The organism is Staphylococcus arlettae (assembly GCF_002902345.1).
Lineage (GTDB): Bacteria > Bacillota > Bacilli > Staphylococcales > Staphylococcaceae > Staphylococcus > Staphylococcus arlettae.
Map to the genome: position 1 here is coordinate 395,716 of NZ_PPQB01000005.1, position 23,702 is coordinate 419,417.

At 32.6% G+C, this 23,702-nt stretch carries 26 protein-coding genes and 1 other RNA gene; 23 read left to right on the forward strand and 4 right to left on the reverse strand.

Going from position 1 to position 23,702, the window contains the following annotated elements; translation table 11 throughout:
* The 5 genes from CD036_RS13245 to CD036_RS02105 form a co-directional block, all read left to right on the forward strand.
* On the forward strand, window positions 1-338 hold a 338-nt coding region (locus CD036_RS13245; protein ID WP_308446711.1), incomplete at its 5' end, for a helicase C-terminal domain-containing protein.
* Between the two features lie 95 nt (window positions 339-433).
* Window positions 434-1,726, forward strand: a complete 1,293-nt coding sequence (gene asnS / locus CD036_RS02090; protein WP_103387891.1) for an asparagine--tRNA ligase — start codon at window positions 434-436, stop codon at window positions 1,724-1,726.
* 87 nt (window positions 1,727-1,813) lie between these two features.
* Entirely contained in the window at window positions 1,814-2,500 is a 687-nt protein-coding gene (locus CD036_RS02095; protein WP_021458776.1) for a DnaD domain-containing protein, read from the forward strand.
* The gene (nth, locus tag CD036_RS02100; protein WP_021458777.1) at window positions 2,490-3,149 is read left to right on the forward strand and encodes an endonuclease III; all 660 of its coding nucleotides are present in this window, start codon (window positions 2,490-2,492) and stop codon (window positions 3,147-3,149) included. The genes CD036_RS02095 and nth overlap by 11 nt, the downstream gene beginning before the upstream one ends.
* A 3-nt stretch (window positions 3,150-3,152) precedes the next feature.
* Window positions 3,153-3,488, forward strand: a complete 336-nt coding sequence (locus CD036_RS02105; RefSeq protein WP_002511167.1) for a YpoC family protein — start codon at window positions 3,153-3,155, stop codon at window positions 3,486-3,488.
* A gap of 29 nt (window positions 3,489-3,517) precedes the next feature.
* Here CD036_RS02105 and CD036_RS02110 read toward each other — a convergent pair whose 3' ends face one another.
* Together CD036_RS02110 and recU are read right to left on the reverse strand one after the other, a co-directional pair.
* Window positions 3,518-5,764, reverse strand: coding sequence for a transglycosylase domain-containing protein (locus tag CD036_RS02110; protein ID WP_103387892.1), 2,247 nt, complete (start codon window positions 5,762-5,764; stop codon window positions 3,518-3,520).
* Entirely contained in the window at window positions 5,761-6,387 is a 627-nt protein-coding gene (gene recU / locus CD036_RS02115; protein ID WP_002511165.1) for a Holliday junction resolvase RecU, read from the reverse strand. The genes CD036_RS02110 and recU overlap by 4 nt, the downstream gene beginning before the upstream one ends.
* A 253-nt stretch (window positions 6,388-6,640) precedes the next feature.
* On the opposite strand from recU, the gene CD036_RS02120 reads away from it, so the two are divergent.
* The 9 genes from CD036_RS02120 (at window position 6,641) to CD036_RS02160 (ending at window position 16,083) form a co-directional block, all read left to right on the forward strand.
* Window positions 6,641-6,976, forward strand: coding sequence for a DUF1798 family protein (locus tag CD036_RS02120; protein ID WP_002511164.1), 336 nt, complete (start codon window positions 6,641-6,643; stop codon window positions 6,974-6,976).
* Complete coding sequence (locus CD036_RS02125) at window positions 6,973-7,539, forward strand: SLOG family protein (protein WP_021458781.1); 567 nt, start codon at window positions 6,973-6,975, stop codon at window positions 7,537-7,539. Before CD036_RS02120 ends, CD036_RS02125 begins: the two co-directional genes overlap by 4 nt.
* 13 nt (window positions 7,540-7,552) lie before the next feature.
* The gene (gpsB, locus tag CD036_RS02130) at window positions 7,553-7,888 is read left to right on the forward strand and encodes a cell division regulator GpsB (RefSeq protein ID WP_002511162.1); all 336 of its coding nucleotides are present in this window, start codon (window positions 7,553-7,555) and stop codon (window positions 7,886-7,888) included.
* 114 nt (window positions 7,889-8,002) lie between these two features.
* An RNA gene (gene rnpB / locus CD036_RS02135) (RNase P RNA component class B) lies at window positions 8,003-8,385 on the forward strand.
* Window positions 8,386-8,528: 143 nt separating this feature from the next.
* A complete protein-coding gene (locus CD036_RS02140) occupies window positions 8,529-9,665 on the forward strand; it encodes a THUMP domain-containing class I SAM-dependent RNA methyltransferase (protein ID WP_021458782.1) in 1,137 nt (378 codons plus the stop codon).
* Window positions 9,666-9,692: 27 nt separating this feature from the next.
* Entirely contained in the window at window positions 9,693-10,598 is a 906-nt protein-coding gene (rarD, locus tag CD036_RS02145; RefSeq protein WP_103387893.1) for an EamA family transporter RarD, read from the forward strand.
* 311 nt (window positions 10,599-10,909) lie between these two features.
* Window positions 10,910-11,545, forward strand: a complete 636-nt coding sequence (locus CD036_RS02150; protein WP_021458784.1) for an NAD(P)H-binding protein — start codon at window positions 10,910-10,912, stop codon at window positions 11,543-11,545.
* A gap of 192 nt (window positions 11,546-11,737) precedes the next feature.
* Window positions 11,738-15,184 carry a dynamin family protein gene (locus CD036_RS02155; protein WP_103387894.1) on the forward strand — a complete coding sequence of 1,149 codons (3,447 nt, stop codon included), beginning with the start codon at window positions 11,738-11,740 and terminating at the stop codon, window positions 15,182-15,184.
* A 17-nt stretch (window positions 15,185-15,201) separates the two neighbouring features.
* Window positions 15,202-16,083, forward strand: coding sequence for a 5'-3' exonuclease (locus CD036_RS02160; protein ID WP_021458786.1), 882 nt, complete (start codon window positions 15,202-15,204; stop codon window positions 16,081-16,083).
* 18 nt (window positions 16,084-16,101) lie between these two features.
* Here CD036_RS02160 and CD036_RS02165 read toward each other — a convergent pair whose 3' ends face one another.
* The gene (locus CD036_RS02165; protein ID WP_103387895.1) at window positions 16,102-16,518 is read right to left on the reverse strand and encodes a ribonuclease HI family protein; all 417 of its coding nucleotides are present in this window, start codon (window positions 16,516-16,518) and stop codon (window positions 16,102-16,104) included.
* Between the two features lie 354 nt (window positions 16,519-16,872).
* Here CD036_RS02165 and CD036_RS02170 point away from each other — a divergent pair, with 354 nt between their 5' ends.
* Complete coding sequence (locus CD036_RS02170; protein WP_021458788.1) at window positions 16,873-17,436, forward strand: RBBP9/YdeN family alpha/beta hydrolase; 564 nt, start codon at window positions 16,873-16,875, stop codon at window positions 17,434-17,436.
* 33 nt (window positions 17,437-17,469) lie between these two features.
* Here the strand turns inward: CD036_RS02170 and CD036_RS02175 are convergent, their stop codons facing one another.
* Entirely contained in the window at window positions 17,470-18,174 is a 705-nt protein-coding gene (locus tag CD036_RS02175) for a queuosine precursor transporter (RefSeq protein WP_021458789.1), read from the reverse strand.
* Between the two features lie 366 nt (window positions 18,175-18,540).
* Between CD036_RS02175 and CD036_RS02180 the strand changes: the two genes are divergently transcribed.
* The 8 genes from CD036_RS02180 to CD036_RS13250 form a co-directional block, all read left to right on the forward strand.
* Window positions 18,541-18,735: a zinc-finger domain-containing protein gene (locus CD036_RS02180; RefSeq protein WP_021458790.1), complete on the forward strand. Its 195-nt coding sequence runs from the start codon at window positions 18,541-18,543 to the stop codon at window positions 18,733-18,735.
* 11 nt (window positions 18,736-18,746) lie between these two features.
* Window positions 18,747-19,862, forward strand: a complete 1,116-nt coding sequence (locus CD036_RS02185; RefSeq protein ID WP_103387896.1) for a conserved virulence factor C family protein — start codon at window positions 18,747-18,749, stop codon at window positions 19,860-19,862.
* Window positions 19,863-19,919: 57 nt separating this feature from the next.
* Entirely contained in the window at window positions 19,920-20,354 is a 435-nt protein-coding gene (brxA, locus tag CD036_RS02190) for a bacilliredoxin BrxA (protein ID WP_002511151.1), read from the forward strand.
* 158 nt (window positions 20,355-20,512) lie between these two features.
* Window positions 20,513-21,469 (forward strand): thymidylate synthase, encoded by a 957-nt coding sequence (locus tag CD036_RS02195; protein ID WP_002511150.1) that lies wholly within the window; start codon window positions 20,513-20,515, stop codon window positions 21,467-21,469.
* A 98-nt stretch (window positions 21,470-21,567) separates the two neighbouring features.
* On the forward strand, window positions 21,568-22,086 hold the full coding sequence (locus CD036_RS02200) for a dihydrofolate reductase (protein ID WP_002511149.1): 519 nt from the start codon (window positions 21,568-21,570) through the stop codon (window positions 22,084-22,086).
* Entirely contained in the window at window positions 22,061-22,900 is an 840-nt protein-coding gene (gene fakB, locus CD036_RS02205; RefSeq protein ID WP_002511148.1) for a DegV family protein, read from the forward strand. Before CD036_RS02200 ends, fakB begins: the two co-directional genes overlap by 26 nt.
* A 117-nt stretch (window positions 22,901-23,017) precedes the next feature.
* The gene (gene msrA, locus CD036_RS02210; protein ID WP_103387897.1) at window positions 23,018-23,545 is read left to right on the forward strand and encodes a peptide-methionine (S)-S-oxide reductase MsrA; all 528 of its coding nucleotides are present in this window, start codon (window positions 23,018-23,020) and stop codon (window positions 23,543-23,545) included.
* On the forward strand, window positions 23,538-23,702 hold a 165-nt coding region (locus CD036_RS13250; RefSeq protein WP_258027383.1), incomplete at its 3' end, for a peptide-methionine (R)-S-oxide reductase. The genes msrA and CD036_RS13250, both read left to right, overlap by 8 nt.

Below are 23,702 nucleotides of genomic sequence, written 5' to 3' on the forward strand. Positions count from 1 at the left end.
TTTTTGAAGGTTTTGATTTCCAATCTGACGGCATCAAATGTGTCATGATTGCTAAGCTTCCATTTATGAATCAAAATAATACCAAATTTTGGCTAATGGAATCTGAATTCTCATCAACTTTCAAAGACTATATTTTACCAGATGCTGTAACTAGATTTAGACAAGGTATTGGACGTTTAATACGTAATGAACATGATAAAGGTATTTTGGTTTCGTTTGATGATCGCTTAATAAATAGCAGCTATAAACAATTCTTTGAACAATCATTAGAAAACTATCAACAACGCAAAGGTGATATTAAACAATTTCGTAATGTCTTAAAACACCTAAAACGTTAAAAGTTTGTATAATTCCTAAGTTAGTAACTAGAAGTTAACTATCGATTTTGTTAAAATATATAAGGATAAATGAAATACAAATTAGGAGACTGGTTATGAAAACAACAATTAACGAAGCAAAAAAATACCTTAACCAAGAAGTAACGATTGGCGGTTGGTTACATAATAAACGCTCAAGTGGTAAAATTGCCTTTTTACAATTGCGTGATGGCACAGGTTTTATGCAAGGTGTGGTCGTCAAGGCAGAAGTGAGTGAAGAGACATTCCAACTTGCTAAAGATATTACACAAGAATCATCTTTATATGTGACTGGTACTATCACAGAAGATACACGTTCGGATTTAGGTTATGAAATGCAAGTGCAATCTATTGAACTAATTGATGAAGCACATGACTATCCAATTACACCTAAAAATCACGGCCCAGAATTTTTAATGGATCACCGTCATTTATGGCTACGTTCTAAAAAACAACATGCTGTAATGAAAATCAGAAATGAAATTATTCGTGCAACATATGAATTTTTCAATGAAAATAATTTCACCAAAATAGACCCACCTATTTTAACTGCAAGTGCACCTGAAGGTACAAGTGAATTGTTCCATACGAAGTACTTCGATGAGGATGCTTTCTTATCACAAAGTGGACAGCTTTATATGGAAGCTGCAGCAATGGCTCACGGTAAAGTTTTCTCTTTTGGTCCAACATTTAGAGCAGAAAAATCAAAAACACGTCGCCATTTAATTGAATTTTGGATGATTGAACCAGAAATGGCGTTTTACAATCATGCAGATAGTTTAGAAGTTCAAGAGCAATACGTGTCTCATGTTGTTCAATCTGTACTCAAAAATTGTAAAATTGAATTAAAAGCATTAGATAGAGATACATCTAAATTAGAAAAAGTGAGAGCACCATTCCCACGCATTACTTACGATGATGCTGTGACATTCTTAAAAGAACAAGGTTTCGATGATATTGAATGGGGTGATGATTTTGGTGCACCTCATGAAACAGCTATCGCAAATCATTATGATTTACCAGTGTTTATCATCAACTACCCAACTAAAATCAAACCGTTTTATATGCAGCCTAACCCTGAGAATGAAAATACTGTATTATGTGCAGATTTAATCGCACCTGAAGGTTACGGTGAAATAATTGGTGGGTCAGAGCGTATTAATGACTTAGAGTTAATGGAACAACGTATTACAGAACACGGTCTAGATGCTGAAAGTTATAGTTACTATTTAGACTTACGTCGTTATGGTAGTGTTCCTCATAGTGGTTTTGGTTTAGGTCTCGAACGTACAGTAGCATGGATTTCTGGTGTGGAACACGTTAGAGAAACTTCTCCATTCCCACGTCTATTAAATCGTTTATACCCATAAAACTTCACAACACATTGTCCAGTCATGTTGTAAACGACTGGACTTTTTTCATAGTTGTTTATGTTATAAAAGGAGGCGTGTAACTAAATGAATAAAAGACAATTGCAACAACGACCTGTCGTAATTAGAAAAGAATTACTGGATCATTATAATGAATTAGGTATCAATGAAACTGAATTAGTCATTTTAATAAAATTATTATACGCTGCTGAAACTTCAAATAAACAACCCCCTATAGAATCATTACAACAGGGGACTTCATTAGAAGCACGACAAATTACTGCGGTGATTCAAAATTTAATTCAACGTGATTTACTATCACTTGAAGTACACAAAAATGAAGAAGGCAAATTCACAGAGTATATGGATTTAGAGCAATTTTATGAAAAACTCAGTCAAATTCTAGAACAAGAGACGATCGCTATCCAGAATGATACAGATGAACTTGCTTTTAATACATTATTCCAACAAATTGAACAAGCATTTGGTAGACCACTTTCACCTTATGAAATGGAAACTTTAAATCAATGGATTGACGTTGATCAACATGATTTAACAGTTATTCAAGCTGCCCTTGATGAGGCAATGAGCCAAGATAAATTAAACTTTAAATATTTAGATAGAATTTTATTAAATTGGAAAAAACACAATGTTAAAACTATAGAAGATTCTAAACAAATTAGCAGACAATATAACCAACCAAAAATGAAACAAACGGTCAAAGATATTCCCAAATTTGATTGGCTAAATGGAGGTACACCCAATGATAAGTAATAAAAAAGCATTAGCAATGGTCGACACAATTGCTGATATGTTTCCTAATGCTGAATGTGAATTAATCCATGATAATCCATTTGAACTTACTATCGCCGTCTTATTATCTGCACAGACTACTGACATATCAGTAAATAAAATTACACGCTCACTATTCAAAAAATATAAGACACCAGAAGATTACTTATCAGTAGAACTAACAGAGTTAGAAAATGACATTAGAACTATTGGCCTTTATCGTAATAAGGCTAAAAATATCCAAAAATTATGTCAATCTTTATTAGAAAAGTTTAACGGTGAAATCCCACAAACGCACAAAGAATTAGAAAGTTTAGCAGGAGTAGGAAGAAAAACAGCTAATGTCGTTATGAGTGTTGCTTTTGGTGAGCCATCATTAGCAGTAGACACACATGTAGAAAGAATTTCTAAACGCTTAGGCATTTGTCGTTGGAAAGATAACGTCAGACAAGTAGAAGACAAATTATGTAGTATTGTTCCTAGAGAAAGATGGAATAAAACACATCACCAGCTTATATTTTTTGGACGCTATCATTGTTTAGCGCGCAGTCCTAAATGTGATGTCTGTCCGTTATTTTCTGATTGTCGAGAAGGGCAAAAGCGTTATAAAGCAGCCTTGAAAGAAGGGTGATTAATGATTACGAAAGAAACATTTATAGAATTAGAACAAAAAATCGATGTCTATGCACAACAAAAACAACTAAAAACTACCGAAGCACAAGAGTATCTCGATCAATATTTACAATTAATTGTTGATTACTTTAAACAAATCAACGAAATTGAAGAAATTGATTTTAATACATTAGATAGTTTAAATGTTGTACCTATGAACTTCCAAGAGCGCTATGAATATATTCTTGCTCGTAAGCATCATTTTATGGGCTATAGACAAATGAAAACTTTAAAAACAGAGTTAATTAAAATGAACGCTGCTTATCAAATAAGACAAAAAAACTCCAATCTCAAATAGTTGAGATTGGAGCTTTTTATTAATGTTGCTTAGTTAGCAACTGCTTGTTGACTTTGTTGATTTTGTTGAGTAGTGGTACCACTTCTATTTGTCGTAGTTGCATTATTGCTTGTACCAGAGTTGTTTGAAGTGCTACTACTGTTTGAGCTACTGCTTGAACTATTACTTGATGATGAGTCATCATCATCACTGCTACTACTGCTACCTTGGCCTTTAGGATCTTTATCTGTCGTATTGTCATCCTTATGACCGTCAACTGATAAGTCGTCTGGCTCGCTGCCATTAACTGAATCAGGTTTAGAGAAGTCTTTGCCATCTCTAGGTGCAATATTATTCATTACATCTTCTAGCAAGTATTGTGGATATTCTTGTTCTTCATGTCCAACGAAGGAGTTTGTACCACCTTGTTTAACTTCACTGAAGCCCATCCACACTGACATACTGTACTTAGGTGTAAAGCCATTTATCCATACATCTTTCGCTGCATCGTCAGGTAAGTTGTATTGTTGATAAGTTTGTGCACCATACGTTCCAGTACCAGTTTTTGCTCCCATATTCACTCCATCTACTTTATGTCCATAAGCAGAACCATAAGGTTCGAAAGTACCTTTTAGTGTTTCTGCAAGCATATAAGCAGTAGAATCTTTCATCGCTTTATTACTTGAATGGTCAAATTCTATTGTTTCACCGTCTTCTTTAACAACTTTTTTAATTGAATGTGCGTTGTTATATTCACCACCATTTGCAATAGCAGCAAATGCAGAAGCAAGTTGCGTAGGTGAGAATTCAGATGCTGAACCACCAAGTACTTCAGAAGGTCCTAAATCAGCTTCATAGTCTAGACCGACTTTTTCAGCGAATTTCTTCGGTGCATCATTACCGGCATTTTCTTTTGTAGATTGCCAAGCTTTTAATGCTGGAATATTAAAACTTTGTCTTAAAGCATCATATAACTTAACTTCACCGTGACTTTCAGTATCATAGTTTTTAAATGTGACACCGTCTACCTGATAAGATTCCTCATCTTGGATTGCATGGTTTGTTGCCCAATTCATATTTTCTATGGCTGGACCATAAGCCAAGAATGGTTTTAATGATGAACCAGTAGGGTGTGCATCAGTTGCTTGGTTTCTATCAACGATATCTTTATAGTCACGTCCACCAGAAATTGCAACTAAACTACCATTTTCACTATCAACGATTGAAGAACCTACTTGTTGATCTTGGTTTTTATAGTAACCTCCATTATTTATACGCTCTTGTAAAGTTGATTGGACATCTTTATCCATATTCGTATAAATTTTAATACCACTATTTAATACTTCAGCTAAGTCTTTGTCTTTATATTCTGGGTTGTTCATTAGTTCTGATTTAACAAAGTTGATGTAAGAATCATATTCCGGGTTCTTGTTTTCATCACTTACTTCTCTATCTTCAGCTGAACGTTGTACTAAGTTATCTTGTAATGATGTTTTCTGTGCTTCTTCTTTTTCTTCCTTAGAAATCTTATTATGATGTTCCATTAAATACAACACAGTATCTTTTCTTGATTCAGCTTGTTTTGGATGGTCGTAAACATTATAAGTATTTGGTACTTGTGGTAAACCTGCTAAATAAGCTGATTCCGCTAGGTTAAGATCTTTCAAGTCCTTATCGAAATAATACTTAGCAGCAGCCTTAACACCATATACACCGTCAGAGTAATAAATCTTATTTAAGTATATTTGGAAAATTTCATCCTTACTATACTCTTGCTCTAAACGATACGATAAGTATGCTTCTTGCGCTTTACGAGCAATTGACTTTTGGTCGGTCAAGAATGATCGTTTAACAACTTGTTGTGTTAATGTTGAGGCACCTTGAGAACCAAAACCACCTGTAAAGTTTTTAAGTACTGCACCAAACAAACGTTTATAATCTAATGCACCGTGATCATAAAATCGACTATCTTCAGTTGCCAATACTGCATTTTTCATATTTTCTGGCACATCTTCTAAGTCGACATGTGCACGACGTTGACCATTATCCAAAGTTTTAACTAATTCACCATCTTTATCGTAAATTTTAGCAGGCATTGGATCCTGTAGTTTGGCTTCATTAAATGCTGGTGCTTTCCAAGCATAGTAAGCAAATAATAAAATTCCAACCAATGCTAATACGATAAAGGCGATAATTATAAACCCGATGATTTTAATAATCGTTCGCTTAATATTCCTATTCTGTTTTCCTTCGGACTGACCATTCTTTTCTTCGGTAGTCCTTTTCTTTTCCGTCATACGCGGTCCTCACTTTCATCTAATATCAACTTATCAACTGCTTTGAGATAATTCAATCGTGGTTGATACTGATAAGGAATATAGTAACCATTTTTTCTCAATTCTTCAACCGTTATCGACTTTTTACCGTCATTTTTAAATCTTTTCCAAAATTTTTGGAATTTAGCATAAGGTAAAAGATACACCTCATCTAAAGATTTAAAACGAATTAACAAAAAAACAATACCTTGATGTTGATAACATGCATCCATATGTGTAACTTGATGTTCGTGAATGTTACTTAATGGAAAAGATGTTTTGTTTTTAGTTTCTTTTGCTTCAAAGTCGATATAATGCCCTTGATAAAGTCCATTATAATCAGTTGTTGAAGGCGTACGAAAATAAGCTTCATTAATTACAGCTTTACTTCGTTGAGGATAATGAACATTAACAATTTGCACAGGGGTAGGCTTTTTATGTATGACAGCCATCCCATGTTTTAAATAATAACTGTTTGAATGTTCAATATCATTTTCAAGTGACATCCCTCGGCCACCATAATCAATTTTACTAGATTTCAGTGTCCCAGTTCTTCCGACTTGAGCCTTATTTACTTTAAATGGTTTTCCATTTGGATAATTCATTGTTTTCACCACTTTAGTTTTAATTTCAAAACTTCATTCATTATACATGATGAAGTGTAATAAATCCAAATTGCGAAAACAAAATAGTGTATTTATTATATCATAAATACACCAAATACATTTTAACGCTCTTTCTTGAATTAAACAATAAATGTAACCAATTTAACTGGTTGTAAAGGTTATTTTTATACACAACATTATCAATGACTATAAAATCATTTTATGGTAAGTTTATTGAGTAGGAGGTATTCTCATGCCGCAATTTATACAACAACTAATCCATGATGTACAACATATGGAAGAGCAATACAAAAAAGCTAAAGCAGGAGAACTATTCGATTTTTATGAAATTGTTAAACCATTCACTGATTTGGTCGATCAACATATTGCTGTGCTGAAGAGTTATGAGCCTCATATTTTAGCATTACCATATATGAATAAAATGAAATTTGATATCTTAGTGTCTAACATTGAAGAGCTTTCGGTTGAATGTCATTTCAAAAGAACTAGTCGCAAACTTTTTACAGAAAAATTAAAAGCTGTACATTACGATTTGAGTTATATTCAAGACAATGGTGTTAATTTATGATTAAAACAATATATGTTACAGGTTATAAATCATTTGAACTCAATATTTTTAAAGATGACGCACCGGAAGTAAGCTATTTGAAAAAGTTTATCTCTCATAAATTAACTCAATTGATTGACGAAGGCTTAGAATGGGTATTAATACAAGGGCAACTTGGTATTGAATTATGGGCTGCAGAAGTAGTAATTTCATTAAAAGAAGATTATCCCGACTTAAAATTGGGTATAATAACACCATTCTATGGCCATACAGATAAATGGAATGAGCTTAATCAAAACAAATACCGTTACATTGAGCAACATGCCGATTTTGTCGATAGCGTATTCCATACGACGTATCAGGGTCCTTATCAATTTAAACAAACAGATCAATTTATGTTAGACCATAGTGACCAAAGCTTACTAATTTATGATGAAGAACAAGAAGGTAGCCCAAAATATTTCAAGCTAATGTTAGTTGAATTTATGGAAAAAACAAACTATACTTGTGACATAGTAACATTCGATGAATTAACTGAATTCATTAATGACATACAATGGTCTCAAGAACAAAGTTTCGAATGAGGTGGAGAATAATATGGCAGATGTTTCATTAAAATTATCAGCAAAAGATATTTACGAAAAAGACTTCGAAAAAACAATGACACGTGGTTATAGAAGGGAAGAAGTAGATGCCTTTTTAGATGATATTATTGCAGATTATCAAAAAATGGCAGACCTTGATAGTGAAGTCGTGAAGTTATCAGAAGAAAATAGCAAATTAAAAAAAGAACTAGAAGAATTAAGATTACGTGTTGCCACATCAAGACCACAAGAAAATAAAAACTTTTCTTCAAATAGTAGCAACAATAACAACAATGTTGATATTTTGAAACGTATATCTAATTTAGAAAAAGCTGTATTTGGTAAATAACCGTTACTAATACGTGCCTGTTTTTTTGTACATAATAAGTAAGTTTTGATTTTCTCAAAACTTACTTTTTTTATTTGTTTATATTTCTATAAAATGATATAATCATTCAGATGGTGTTTTGGGTAATCGCTATAGTGATATAGAGGAAAGTCCATGCTCACACAATCTGAGATGATTGTAGTGTTCGTGCTTGATGAAACAATAAGTCAAGGCATTAAGTTGACGGCAACGAAATAACCTAAGTTTATAAAATATGGTTAAATTAGTTTGAAAGTGCCACAGTGACGTAGCTTTTATAGAAATATAAAAGGTGGAACGCGGTAAACCCCTCGAGTGAGCAATCCAAATTTGGTAGGAGCACTTGTTTAGCGGAATTCAACGTATAAACGAGACATACTTTTGCGAGAAAAAGATGTGTAGACAGATGGTTACCACCGACGTACCAGTGTAACTAGTACACGTTATGAGTACAACGGTACAGAACATGGCTTATAAAAGCATCATCCCTAGTTCCAAAGCTCTCCTAACACGGAGAGCTTTTTCTTGTTTTTATTAAATTTAAAGATACATATCAACTTATATCTATTTAAATAAACTTTTGATACGATATAACTATATATTTGAGTGAAGGAGCAAAAACATGTATAAAATACTAGCTGTATGTCCTATGGGATTAGAATCCATTGTAGCTAAAGAAGTACAAGAGTTAGGTTACGAAACAACAGTTGAAAACGGTAAGATATTTTTCGAGGGCGATGAAACAGCTATTGTGAAATGTAATCTATGGTTACGAACTGCAGACCGAGTAAAGATTGTAGTAGGAGAGTTTACTGCAACAACATTCGATAATTTATTCGAACAAACAAAAGCATTACCGTGGGAAGCAATCATAGCAGAAGATGGTAATTTTCCTGTTCAAGGTAAAAGTGTGAAATCTGTACTTTATAGCGTTCCTGATTGCCAAGCAATTGTCAAAAAGGCAATTGTTGAGCGTTTGAAAGTTGCATATCAAACACGAGGTTGGTTAAGTGAAACAGGAGCTAAGTATCCTATCGAAGTGTCTATATTAAAAGATAAAGCATTACTGACAATTGATACTTCTGGTTCTGGATTAAACAAACGAGGCTATCGTTTAGCTCAAGGTGAAGCACCGATAAAAGAAACTTTAGCGGCAAGTTTAATTAAATTAGCGAACTGGACCGGAGACACACCACTTATCGATCCATTTTGCGGGTCAGGTACTATCGCAATTGAAGCGTGTTTAATAGCACAAAATATCGCACCAGGATTTAATAGAGACTTCGTTTCGGAATCATGGGACATTATGCCAAACGATTTATACAATCAAATGCGTGACGAAGCAGATCAAGCTGCTGATTATGATCGTGAAGTAGAAGTACTTGCATCCGACATTGATCCTGACATGGTTGAAATTGCTAAACGTAACGCTGACGAAGTAGGTTTAGGCGATATTATTAAGTTTAGCGTTAAAGATGTAAATACATTAACCGTTGAAGCGAATAGAGCAATTGCGCTCATTGGTAATCCACCTTATGGAGAACGTATAGGGGATCGTGAAGAAGTAGAAGAAATGTATAAATATATTGGCACATTAATGAAACAACATGCACAATTATCCACATATATTTTAACAAGTAACAAAGAATTCGAGTACTTAGTAGATAAAAAAGCAACAAAACGACGTAAGCTCTTTAATGGCTATATCGAATGTACCTATTATCAATATTGGGGAGAGAAAACTCCAAAGAAGTCTTAACACAAAACATACCGGGGGTAGATAGAGATGAATAACGAATTTAAACGCGGAATAATTTTTGCCTTCGGTGCATATATTTTATGGGGGATTTTACCTTTATATTGGGAACTTATTCAAGGCTTTGGTGCCTTTGAAATCCTTGCATTTAGAATTATATTTTCAATGATTTTCATGGTCTTTATAGTACTTATTGGTAAGAATAGGCAGGCCTTTGTACGTGATTTAAAAAGCTTAATAGGTAGCCCAATCAAACTCATAGCCATTATAGTCGCAGGGTATGTTATTACCATAAACTGGGGAACATTCATCTGGGCTGTAACTAATGGTCATGTACTACAATCCAGTTTAGGTTATTATATCAATCCAATAGTTAGCATATTACTTGCGCTCATCTTTTTAAAAGAACGTTTTAATAAATTTGAATGGTTAGCAATAATTTTAGCTTTTATTGGTGTTTTGTATATGACTATTAAAATCGGTGAATTTCCATTTGTTTCTTTATTGCTAGCTTTTTCATTTGGAATTTATAGTCTAATCAAAAAATTAGTACCCATTGATGCCATCAGTAGTATTACTATAGAATGTATTGTAACAGCACCAGCTGGGTTTATTTATTTATGGTATATATGGCAACAACAGCAAATGTCATTTGGAATAAATAGTTCATCGTTATGGCTTATTTTTTCAGGAGCTGTAACTGCAGTGCCACTTATTCTCTTTTCAGCTGGAGCAAGACGTATACCATTATCTCTTACAGGTTTTATACAATACGTCGGTCCTACACTTATGTTTATTTTAGGTATTTTTGTATTTAAAGAAGCATTTGATGTCGACCAACTAATCACATTTGTATTTATCTGGTTAGGTATTATTGTCTATAGCATTTCACAATATTTAAAAATCAAGAAATCAAAAAACCCAGTTGTTAATTAACAGCTGACTTGTATTATTATTAATAACATTGATTAAAAAGTTATTTAACATTTACTACTTGTGTAGTCGATAGTTAAGTAACTTTTTATTTTGTTATCCTCTGACTATCAAATTATAAACGTACAATAAGTGTAATTTTTATGCGTTTATTACTAGCCTTAAGCGGTTAACTGTATTATGGTAGAGATAAAGTAACAAAACTCGAATAAGTCTTAACAAACAATCATTGTTATAAATAAATATTTGCTAACTTTTAAGTACTGAAACATTGCTATTGATAAACAAAAATTTAAAACAATTGGAGTGATTATATGAGCAGAGTATTAATTATAGGTGCCAATGGTGCAGTATCCAAGGCAGCTATAAACTCTTTTTTAGAAAACACAAATTATACTTTACGATTATTTTTACGAGATGCCAACCGCTTACCTGATTATGCGTCAGATCGTATAAGGGTCAGAGAAGGCGACGCTACTAATATAGATGATGTTACACATGCGATGGAAGATGTTGATATTGTTTTTGCTAGCTTATCAGGTGAATTAGACAAAGAAGCTCAAACTATCGTTCAAGCAATGGAAGTTAGCACAGTTAAAAGACTTATATTTGTAACTGCACTAGGGATACACGACGAAGTCCCAGGCAATTTTGGGGAATGGAGTGCAGCAAAAATTGGTGATAAACTGTCCATTTATAAACAAGCTGCTCATACGATAGAAACTTCTTCTTTAGACTACACATTATTACGCCCTGCATGGTTAACTGAGAAAAACGAAGTTGACTATGAAATTACAGACAAAGCAGAAAAATTTAAAGGGACTGAAGTATCACGCAAAAGTGTAGCAGAAGTAGCAGTAAATATCGCAAAAGATCCGAACTTATATTTACGACAAAGTATTGGTATTAATAAACCTAATACGGATGGCGATAAACCAGCTTGGGCATAAACACAATATAAAGTATGAAACCTATAATACTATCAATTTAACAGGATAGTTATTATAGGTTTTCTTATACATAAAACGTATGTACTAAATTTATACAGTTTATTAAAAATAATGTTATCACTGTCTTTTGACAAACAGTAATTTGTTATACAATGAAGATAATTAAACAGGTTAAAAAGGGGATTGCAAATAATGTCAAACACACAGCAACTCGACATTTTATATAAATTAAAAAAGGAAGTAGCAAAATCTAAAAATGAACGTTTAACACATATTATTAATCAAGTGATTAAAAAAGTGTATCTTAATCAATTTACAACAACATTTGTTGGGCACTTTTCTGCAGGTAAATCAACATTAATTAACTTATTGCTTGAACAGCAAATTTTGCCAAGTTCACCCGTACCTACAACAAGTAATACAGCCATTGTTTCTGTCGATGAGCGTGAAGGTATCATTGCTAATTTAAGTAATCAACAGTACACAGAGCTGACTACTTACGACGAAGTAAAAGCTATGAACAAAGCCAATATTGATGTAGAATCTGTAGAAATTAAGTTTCCATCAACGAAATTTAACAAAGGGTTTACTTTGCAAGATACGCCTGGCGTTGATTCTAATGTTTCTACACACCAAACGAGTACAGAACAATTTATGTATACTAGTAACATTATTTTTTATACGGTAGATTATAATCATGTTCAATCGGCACTGAATTTTCAATTTATGAAACAACTGAATCAAGCTGGTATTCCTGTTGTCTTTGTAATCAACCAAGTAGATAAACATAACGATGAAGAATTAGCCTTCGAAACATTCCAAGATAGAATAAATAAATCGCTTGCGGACTGGCAACTTGATATAGAAAAAATCTTTTACGTTTCTAAATTCGACAATCCACATAATGAAATCTCACAATTATCTGATTTTCTCGTTGAACAAGACAATAACCGTGAAGCATTAGATACTTATGTAGATCGAATAGTTAAGTTTATTACTGATGAACAGTTATCATATATCCAACATGAAATACATGATACTTTAGAACAACTAGCGATTGACGAAGAGGATTTTGATCAAGCATATTTAAACTTCCAACAACATCAACAAGTAAGCGAGGAAGCTCAATTATTAAATAATCCAGAGAAACTTTATGACTTTTTAGCGCACAAACGTAAAGATATTTTAGATAATGCATATATTATGACACATGATATGCGTGAATTAATTCGTAACTATCTTGAAAGTCGAACTAAGAATTTTAAAGTTGGTGGACTATTTAATAAACGTAAAAAAACTGAAGAAGAGCAAGATAAAAGATTATCCGTAGTGATTTCTAATTTACAAGATAAAGTCAATCAACAAATTCGCCAACCATTAAGAGAAGATATGTCTTTCTTAACAAGATTTATTAATTCAACCTCGGTAAATGAGGCAATACTTAATCAGCACTATGATATAACTGCGAGTATGATTAGTGATTTATATAAACCACAAATTAATATTAGTAATCAGTATGTACTTACATTTTGTGATGAAATTATACAAACGATACAGCAACATATTAAAAAAGAAACCGAACCGCTTTTCGACAAAGCGATCAAATTATCCAAAGCACAAGATATTGGTTCGGATGAAGTAGATGATTACAATGATTATGAAAAATTTATGGAGCTTAGAAATTTAAGGGAATCATTAGAAACTAAAAACTACCGTCATTATTATATTCACATTGATGATTCTTTAGATAAATTAATCGATCGAACAAAAATTACATTTACACCACAACAAGAACAAAATTTATCAAACAATGCACAGCATGATGCTTCAATGTCTCAAGTTGAAACCGATGATCAAAGCGATAAAATATTAGAAGGCTTAAAGTTAATCAGTGATGTACCAATGTTTGATCAAACGAAACAAGATATCCAATCAACTGTTGAACGCATGGAGCAAAAAATAGTTAAAATAGGGGTCTTCGGTACTTTTAGTGCCGGCAAAAGTAGTTTAATTAATGCACTACTAGGTAAGCAGTACTTGATTAGTTCACCTAATCCAACAACTGCTGCAATGACAGAAATATCTTATGGACATGACAGTGCGATAACACTTAAATCGGAAGAGCAGTTATTAGAAGAACTTAATAATATGTTTGAAATTAATGCAACGTCATTTCAATCATTCTCTGAATTTTTTAATACTGATATCGAAAAATTAAAACATCAATTAGAGAAAAACCAACTCGCATTTGTCCACGCACTAGAAAATCATTACGATGCTTATAAAGCTAAAACCGCTTCTGGTTTAGTTCATCAAATAGAAAGTGATGAAATTCGTAAGTGGAGCGCCGTTGATGAATATGCAGCCTTCGTTAATACAGTACATTTAAAATTGCCGTTAGAATGGTTAAAAAATAAAATTATTGTAGATTCTTTAGGTTTACATTCTAATAACCAAAGACATACCAATGAAACTGAGAAAGTATTAACATCTTCAGATTTAATTTTGTATGTAAGTTACTTTAATCATGCATTCACAGATAATGATAAAAAATTCATCGAGCATATGAAAGAAATGAATCAACTTAACTCAAATCAAGCATTTAAAATGATTATTAATGCTACTGATTTGGCTGAATCAGACGAAGATTTATCAGCAGTGTTCGAATACGTAGATCATGCTTTAGCACAAGTTAATTTGGCATCAAAAATCTATCCAGTGTCTAGCAGGCAGGCATTACAAGATGATGACACATCAATGCAAAAATTACGCGATGATATTTCACACTTTGCCTTAGTCGAATCTAAGCATATTTTACAACAACAGATGTTACAACGATTAACTCATGTCTCACAAGCATACACTGAACTTATAGAAGAATTTAAAAACAACAAAGCTCAAATTGAACAACGAACACAAAAATTAACGCAATTAAAAGATACAGCGGTCTTACCACACAACATCATTCAAAATACAGAACAACGTACAGATAATGAAGTAGAAGACCAAATTTACCATTTAAATGAACGGTTAAAATTACAACTTAAAGATGAAGTGAAATCAGTTTACAATAGTCAAATGACTAAAAATAAAAACTTTAATGAAGCAAAAACACATGCGACAAAAATTTATTTAAATCAAATACATCAACGTTTCTATTTGGAACAAACACTATTATTTGAACGTATCAAAAAACACTTTATAGAGCAGTTTAATCAAGAAGTTGCACCTATACAGCAATCATTAGAACAGTTACATGTTTTCATTTCACCAGAAATCGATTTGACTCATATAAAAACTGACCATCCATATTTAAGAATAGAGTTACAAGATATGTTAGCTGCGTTACCGAAATCTTTAACTAAAAGAAAACTATTAGAAGCCAATACGCAACAAACGTTGCAAGAAGACATAACTGTTGCAACAATAAACTTATTAACATCCGATATTGCTGACTTTAGAGAAGCATTAAATGATTCAGTGACGACAATGGCTGAAATAGCTGAAACAAATTTAAAACAATTAGAATTAGAAATTCAAGCTCAAATTAACGAACTACTATCATTCGATATTGATGATTCCTTAATTAAGCAATTAGAAATCACCAATAAGAAATTACAAACATTGTTAGCACAATAAAGAAAGAAGGCACTTATATGGCAAATAGAATATTGCTCGTTGACGGTATGGCGTTATTATTTCGTCATTTCTATGCAACGAGTATACACAAACAATTCATGCGTAATTCAGCAGGTATACCAACGAATGGCGTTCAAGGTTTTGTTAGACATGTATTCACTGCACTTAAGGACATTGAGCCAACGCACGTGGCCGTGTGTTGGGACATGGGACAACAAACTTTTAGAAACGATATGTTTACAGGATATAAACAAAACCGTCCTGCACCTCCAGAAGAGTTAATACCACAGTTTGATTTTGTTAAAGAGATTTCTGATCAGTTCGGCTTCGTTAATGTGGGAGTAACAAATTATGAAGCCGATGATGTCATCGGTACGTTAGCTCAACATTATTCTGAAACAGATGAAGTATTTGTCATTACAGGTGATCGTGATATCTTACAATGTATTAACCAAAATGTTGAAATATGGTTAACTAAAAAAGGGTTCAATATTTATAATCGCTATACGTTAGATCGTTTTACAGATGAATATGGACTTCAACCTAAACAATTAATTGATGTTAAAGCATTTATGGGTGATACTGCAGATGGATATCCGGGAGTAAAAGGCATTGGTGAAAAAACTGCTATTAAGTTAATTCAACAACATGGCTCAGTGGAAAATGTTATCAATGCAATAGACCAATTGACAGTTGGCCAACGTAATAAAATTGAAAACGATATGGATAACCTTAAAATTTCCAAATCATTAGCTGCAATTCATACAGAAGTACCACTTAACTTACAGCAGTTGTTAACTGATATGCAATTTGGTACAACTCTGACAAATGCTTTAAATATTTGTCAGCAACATGAATTACATGTGTCACAAAAATATTTAGCAACACATTTCAAATAATAAAAAGAAGGAAGTCAGTTATTTTGACTTCCTTCTTTTGCTTTGCGTAACCATTTTATATAGCGCTTGTTGCGCATAATGATTAGCCTCTTTATTTTGCGCTCTTGGTACCCATTTCACAAACATTAACTCAAACATAGGTGCTTTAGTCATTATTTGTGAATAGTAATGTTTAAACTTTTCATTTTTAACAGCTTCTTGATTCATACTATCTTCGATTAATTTTGAATCCGTAAATACTAGAGCATTAGACACGTTATGTTCTAGCGCACACGATAGTGCAAAATCAAAGGTTGCCCATTCTGCACTATGATTATCTAATTCACCCAAATATTGTTCAAATACTAAACGCTCATCGTCAGTCACTATAATTACTGCTCCAACACTTTCACCTGGATTACCAGCTGTTGCAGCATCAAAATAAATTTTAGCCAAATGTCTTGCCACCTTACTGTTATAATCTATCTATTACTAGACTAGCATAAAGTTTTTCAAAAGCTAAATACAAACTGAGTATTGAATAATAATTACACTTAACTATAGTTCCAAGCGTTACAACTTAGACTAGTTTGATGTGTATAATAACAGACTGTAAGTTTTATTAATCAAGGCATTTCTCATAAGTAGATCAAATATTTGTGAAATCATAAAACTTTATTTATTACAATTTAACCAATGCTCCTTAATGAGAACTAACTGTTATAAATTATAATTAGGCACTATAGTCTATATAACGTCGGAAAATGGAGTATAATGCTTAGTAGGATTATCCACCTAAGGAGGTAAATCATGAAACAGTTATTTATAATACATGGCTATCAAGCCAATCCTAATAGTCATTGGTTTAACTGGATCGCACAAAAAATACAACACTATGGCTATACTACCGATATTATTGAATTACCAAATCCTCATAAACCTGAATATCATGCTTGGTATGATACTTTAAAACATCATATGGATCATGAATTAAATGATCAAACGATTATAATTGCTCATAGTTTAGGTGTTATTACAACGCTTAATTACCTTGCGCGTTTGTCAAAAGCACCAAATATTAAAGCATTAATTTTAATTTCAGGCTTTCACGAAAAATTACGCAATTTACCCGAATTGGATGCTTTTATCTCACAAACCATCGTAAGTAACATCAACGCTCAACATATTTTGGCGCTTGCAGCTACAAATGATCCTATTGTCGATAACGCCGCTTCTAATCGTCTCTCCCAACTATTAAATATTAATACTATAAACATTGAACATGACGGTCACTTTTTAGCTGAAGAAGGTTATACTTCTTTTGAATTTCTGTGGACTCAACTACAGCATATATTAAATAACAAAAAAGACTGAGGTCGAATAAACATTCAACCTCAGTCTTACTTTTTAATAACCTTCGTCTAGGTTCTTAATTTTACCTTTTCTATACATAGATTTAGCCCAATAACCAAATGGAACATTGAAAATTGTAGAAATTAATTTTAATAAATACGTAGTGATAAAGATTTCAAACACCGCACTATTAGGCATTGTGCCAAGAAATGCGATAGACACAAATAATGCTGTATCTATAATATTACTAATAATAGTACTGCCGTAAGCTCTCACTATAAATGTTTTATCCGAACTAAATACTTTTTTAATTAGATTAAAAATCATTACATCTAAATGTTGGCCGATAATATACGCAATAATTGAACCTAATGCAATACGTGGAACAACATTAAAAATTGTCACAAGTGCATCTTGAGAACTATCAACTGAAGAAGGGATGAAATGTAATGACATTTGCATCACTATAATCATTACTAACGTCGAACTAAATCCTAACCATACAGCTCTTTTGGCTATTTTTCTGCCATAGATATCATTTAAAATATCTGTCGCTAAATAAATAGAAGCGAACATCACATTACCTAATGTAGCCGATATAGTAAATAAATCTACTGTTTTAATCACTTGAATATTAGCAATAATCGTACCTATAGCTACCCAAGTTATGAGTCCATGTTTGCCAAAAAATCGATACATAGCTACTAACAATATGAAAGTAACTAAAAAAGTTAAAACACCAAATATTTCGTTATACATTTTCTTTCCTCCTAAATTTTGATAATGCGGGTGTTTAGAAACCGCAAAATTCAACCTATTCATTCTAATAAAATAACTATTGAAAAGCAATAGGCTAAGTTAATTTGTCATATTAAACTTAAATTTTATAACATCGGTTTTCAAATTTATAAATAATAGCTGTTATTTGCTATAATAATAGACACAATACGTATCTATCGCTAATATTTGATATACTACAAATTATAATATTTACAACTGATTTATACACACTAGTGGGCGACATTGCTAATTGATGTTAAAATAAAATTAACGCTTGAATGATAGTAAAATATACTATTATGTTCGGTCGTCTCTTAGTGCTAACAAGTTACATGAATTAGGAGTGTGAAAACTATCCTTACGTATACGGAGAAAGAAGCTATTGCGGCTATTGATAAATTGATGAACACATATTGTCATCAATGTTTACTAAAATCTCATATTAAACATACACAAGGAAAAACACAGGCACATCATTTTTGTATAAATGAATGTTCTGTCGGTAAACAAATTAAACAATTAGGAAATGAATTACAATAGGAGGTCATAGGATGGAAATTGTTAGAGTTGAACCAACACCTAGTCCAAATACAATGAAAATTGTATTAAGTGAAAAGAGGGAAGATAATAAATCAAACACCTATACTACAGTAAAAGAAGAGCAACCTAAGTTTATCAATGATTTATTAGCGCTAGAGGGTGTAAAATCAATTTTCCATGTCATGGACTTTTTAGCGGTTGATAAACAACCTAAATTTGATTGGGAAGATGTATTACCTCAAGTTACTGCAACTTTAAATGATGAAAGTGAAGAAGAGACTGCCACAGCACCAGATGAACACTTTGGTGAAATAAAAGCTGAAGTATTAATGTTTAAAGGAATACCATATCAAATTAAACTTACTTCATCTGACGAAGAAAAACGTAAACAATTACCAGAAATATATGTAGACAGTATGCTAGCAGCGCAAAAAGAAAATGATAACGTCGTATTTTTAAGAAAATGGGAAAACTTTGGTGCACGTTACGGTGATTTTGATGAAGTTATGTCAGAAATCACTGAAGAAATCTATGCTTTATACCCAGAATCACAATTGTCGACGCTTGTAAATAATGCTTTACAAACAGATATTGTTATCCCGGAAAAACATTATCAACATGTAACTTTAGATGACTTTAAGACGACAGATGATTGGAAAGCACAATTACGTATGTTGAAACATTTCCCAACGCCAACATTAGATGATATTACATTATTAGATTATGTGATTTCAGAAGCAGCGAAAGTACCGTTACGCAGAGAAGCGGTTGTATTACTTGGGATGATTGAAGATGAACGTGTTTTACCTTATTTGTATAAAGGACTTAACGATAAAAGTCCAGCAGTTAGAAGAACCGCAGGAGATTGTTTAAGTGATTTAGGCTTTAAAGCAGCATTACCAGCAATGGAAAAAGCTTTAGCTGATCCACAAAAAATTGTCCGTTGGCGTGCAGCTATGTTCCTATTCGATGAAGGTGGTCCAGAACAACTTGATACATTAAAAGCTCACGTTGAAGATTCTGCTTATGAAGTCAAACTGCAAATCGAAATGGCAATATCACGTATTGAAAATGGTGATGAAGCTTTAGGTTCTGTATGGAAACAAATTGCAAATCGAAATAAGTAACTCATACATGTTAAAGATACATCGTAAATAGTGAAATTAAATTAGGAGAGTGTAACAATGAATGCTTACGAAGCTTATATGAATGAATTATCTAAACAAATGCGCGAAGAACTTACTACACATGGTTTTAATAGCTTAGAATCTGCGGACGCAGTTACGAATTATATGCAACAAGTTAATGCTGAAGATACTACTTTTGTAGTAATCAATTCAACATGTGGTTGTGCTGCAGGCCTTGCACGACCAGCAGCAGTTACTGTTGCTGAACAAAACGACAAAGTACCTAATCATAAAGTGACGGTATTTGCTGGCCAAGATAAAGAAGCCACTGCAGAAATGCGTAATTATATTCAACAAGTACCATCTAGCCCATCATACGCGCTATTTAAAGGGACAGAGTTAAAACACTTTATCCCAAGAGAGCATATTGAGGGTCGCGACATTCAAGATATCTGCATGGATATTAAAGATGCATTTGACGATCATTGTTAATATTTGAAAACTTAACAAGCAAGATAACTGTTGATTTATTAGCGATTGACACACGTGTCAATCGCTTTATTTTTCAAGAATAATGATTACGCTTTAAAAAAATGTCTTTATGAAATATTATTAATATAACGATTCAATGTGGAAGGAGTGTGGTGATTATGTTAAATGCTTTTGATCAAGCTTATCATGATCTATGTAACGAAGTACTAAACATTGGTAGTACAAAAGATGATAGAACAAAAACTGGAACAATTTCAAAATTTGGCCATCAACTTCGCTTTGATTTGTCAAAGGGATTTCCGTTATTAACGACTAAAAAAGTTTCATTTAAATTAGTTGCTACAGAGTTATTATGGTTTATTAAAGGCGACACTAATATTAAATATTTATTAGAATATAATAATAATATTTGGAATGAATGGGCATTCGAAAATTATATTAATTCTCCAGATTATCACGGACCAGATATGACTGATTTTGGTCATAGAGCGAATCAAGATGAAGATTTCAAAGCTTTATACCAAACTGAAATGAAAAATTTCAAAGCTAAAATATTAAATGATGAAACTTTTGCGGCAAAGTATGGTGATTTAGGTAACGTCTATGGCAAACAATGGCGTGATTGGGAAGATAAAGATGGTAACCATTTCGATCAATTGGCAACTGTCATTGAACAGATAAAACAAAATCCAAATTCCAGACGACATATTGTATCTGCATGGAATCCAACTGAAATTGATACGATGGCATTGCCACCTTGCCATACAATGTTCCAATTTTATGTTCAAGATGGCAAATTAAGCTGTCAACTATATCAACGTAGTGCCGATATTTTCTTAGGTGTACCTTTTAACATTGCCAGTTATAGTTTATTAACACATCTCATCGCCAAAGAATGTAACTTAGAAGTGGGAGAATTCGTTCATACATTTGGTGATGCACATATTTATTCTAATCATATCAATGCTATTGAAACGCAATTATCTAGAGATAGTTACGCACCTGCTACAGTTAAAATAAATAGTGACAAGTCAATTTTTGATATTAATTATGAAGATATTGAATTAATAAATTATCAATCGCATCCAGCGATTAAAGCACCAATTGCAGTATAAAAGTCTCTAAAGTTATAAAACAGTTAAATTTGTTATATAATAGACACCAAGTTAAATTAATAATTAAGAAGAACTAAGTTTTTTAAAGGAGGAACTTCATGACGCTTTCAATATTAGTTGCGCATGACCGCCAACGTGTCATTGGCGCAAACAATGACTTACCTTGGCATTTACCAAATGATTTAAAACATGTAAAACAATTAAGTACTGGTAATACATTAGTTATGGGGAGAGCAACTTATGAATCTATCGGTAAACCTTTACCTAATAGAAAAAATGTAGTACTTACGCGAAATCGTTCTTTTCATCCTGAAGGTGTAGAGGTGATACACTCTTTAGATGAAATTAATAATTTGCCAGGTCATGTTTTTATATTTGGCGGGCAAACATTATTTGAAGCAATGATTGATAAAGTCGATGACATGTATATAACGGTAATCGAAGACAAATTTAATGGCGACACGTTTTTCCCACCTTATACTTTTGAAGAATGGGATGTTGTTTCCTCAGTACCTGGTGAGTTAGATGATAAAAACACCATCCCACATACGTTTTTACATTTAGTTAGAAAGAATAATAGGGGGATAGCAAATGAAAAACAGGATAATAGTAACTGACTCTACATCTGATCTATCACAAGATTACTTGAATGACAACAACATACATGTTGTACCATTAAATTTGTCAATTGACGGAGTGTCATATGTAGACCAAATTGATATCAATTCAGAAGACTATATACAACGCATTGAGGAAGGTGCAGATGTTAAAACAAGTCAACCGTCTATAGGCAAATTTATAGAATTATATAATACTTTAGGTGACAATGGGGATGAAATTATAAGTATTCACATGACTTCCGGTTTAAGTGGTACTTATCAAACTGCATTGCAAGCGAGTCAAATGACTGATAGCAATGTTACTGTAATAGATTCAAAATCGATTTCGTACGGTTTAGGCTATCAAATACAACATTTAGTTACTTGGTGTAATGAAGGACATTCCACAGACGATATCTTACTAAAACTTGAAGAATTACAAAAAAACATCAAACTGTTTGTCGTCATTGGTCAATTAAATCAATTGATTAAAGGTGGACGCATTAGTAAAACTAAAGGGCTAATCGGTAATATGATGAAAATTAAACCTATCGGCACATTAGTCGATGGGAAAATTGAATTAATGCATAATTCACGAACTCAAAATGCGAGTATACAGTTTTTAAAGAAAGAAGTTTCTAAGTTTATCAAAAATCATAATGTTAAATCTATCGGTATTGCTCATGCCAATATAATCCAATTCGTAGATAAAATTAAAAAGCAATTTGCTGAAGAATTTGATCATCATACCTTTGATGTCAATACGACAACGCCTGTAATTACTACACATACAGGTCAAGGCGCGATTGGATTAGTAGTAGTTCGTTCATAAAGCTAATACAATTAACTATAGCAATTCAAATATCTTATTATTTCTGCTGTTAATAATTGCAAAATCCTTAATATATTTTATATTTTATGACACACTAGTATTAGAGGGAGGTATTTTATGGCTTATGCAACATTAGCAGGTGGTTGTTTCTGGTGCCTCATTAAACCATTTACTTCTTATCCAGGTATCGAAAGCATAATATCAGGTTATGCTGGTGGCCATGTAGAGAACCCGACTTACGAGCAAGTAAGTACAGGGCAAACCGGTCATGTTGAGGCAGTACAAATTTCATTTGACTCCGATATCACTTCTTTTGAAAATATTTTAGATATATTTTTCAAAACATTTGATCCAACAGATAATTCGGGTCAGTTTTTCGATAGAGGTCCACATTATGAGCCAGCAATATTTTATCATGATGAACACCAAAAAAAGGCTGCCGAGTATAAAATTCAACAATTAAATGAACAACAAATCTTTAATAAACCAGTCATTACACCAATAAAACCATATACAAATTTTTATCCAGCTGAATCTTATCATCAAGATTATTATAAAAAGAATCCTTTACATTATCAGCAATATCAAAAAGGTTCTGGTAGAAAAGCGTTTATTGAAAAGCATTGGGGGGAACAGAATGATTAAGAAAAGTAAATCAGAGCTATCTGAAATGGAATATTTAGTAACACAAGAAGATGGTACTGAACCACCATTTCAAAATGAATATTGGAATCATTTTGAAAAAGGGATTTACGTAGATAAATTATCAGGCAAACCACTGTTCACATCAGAAGAAAAGTTT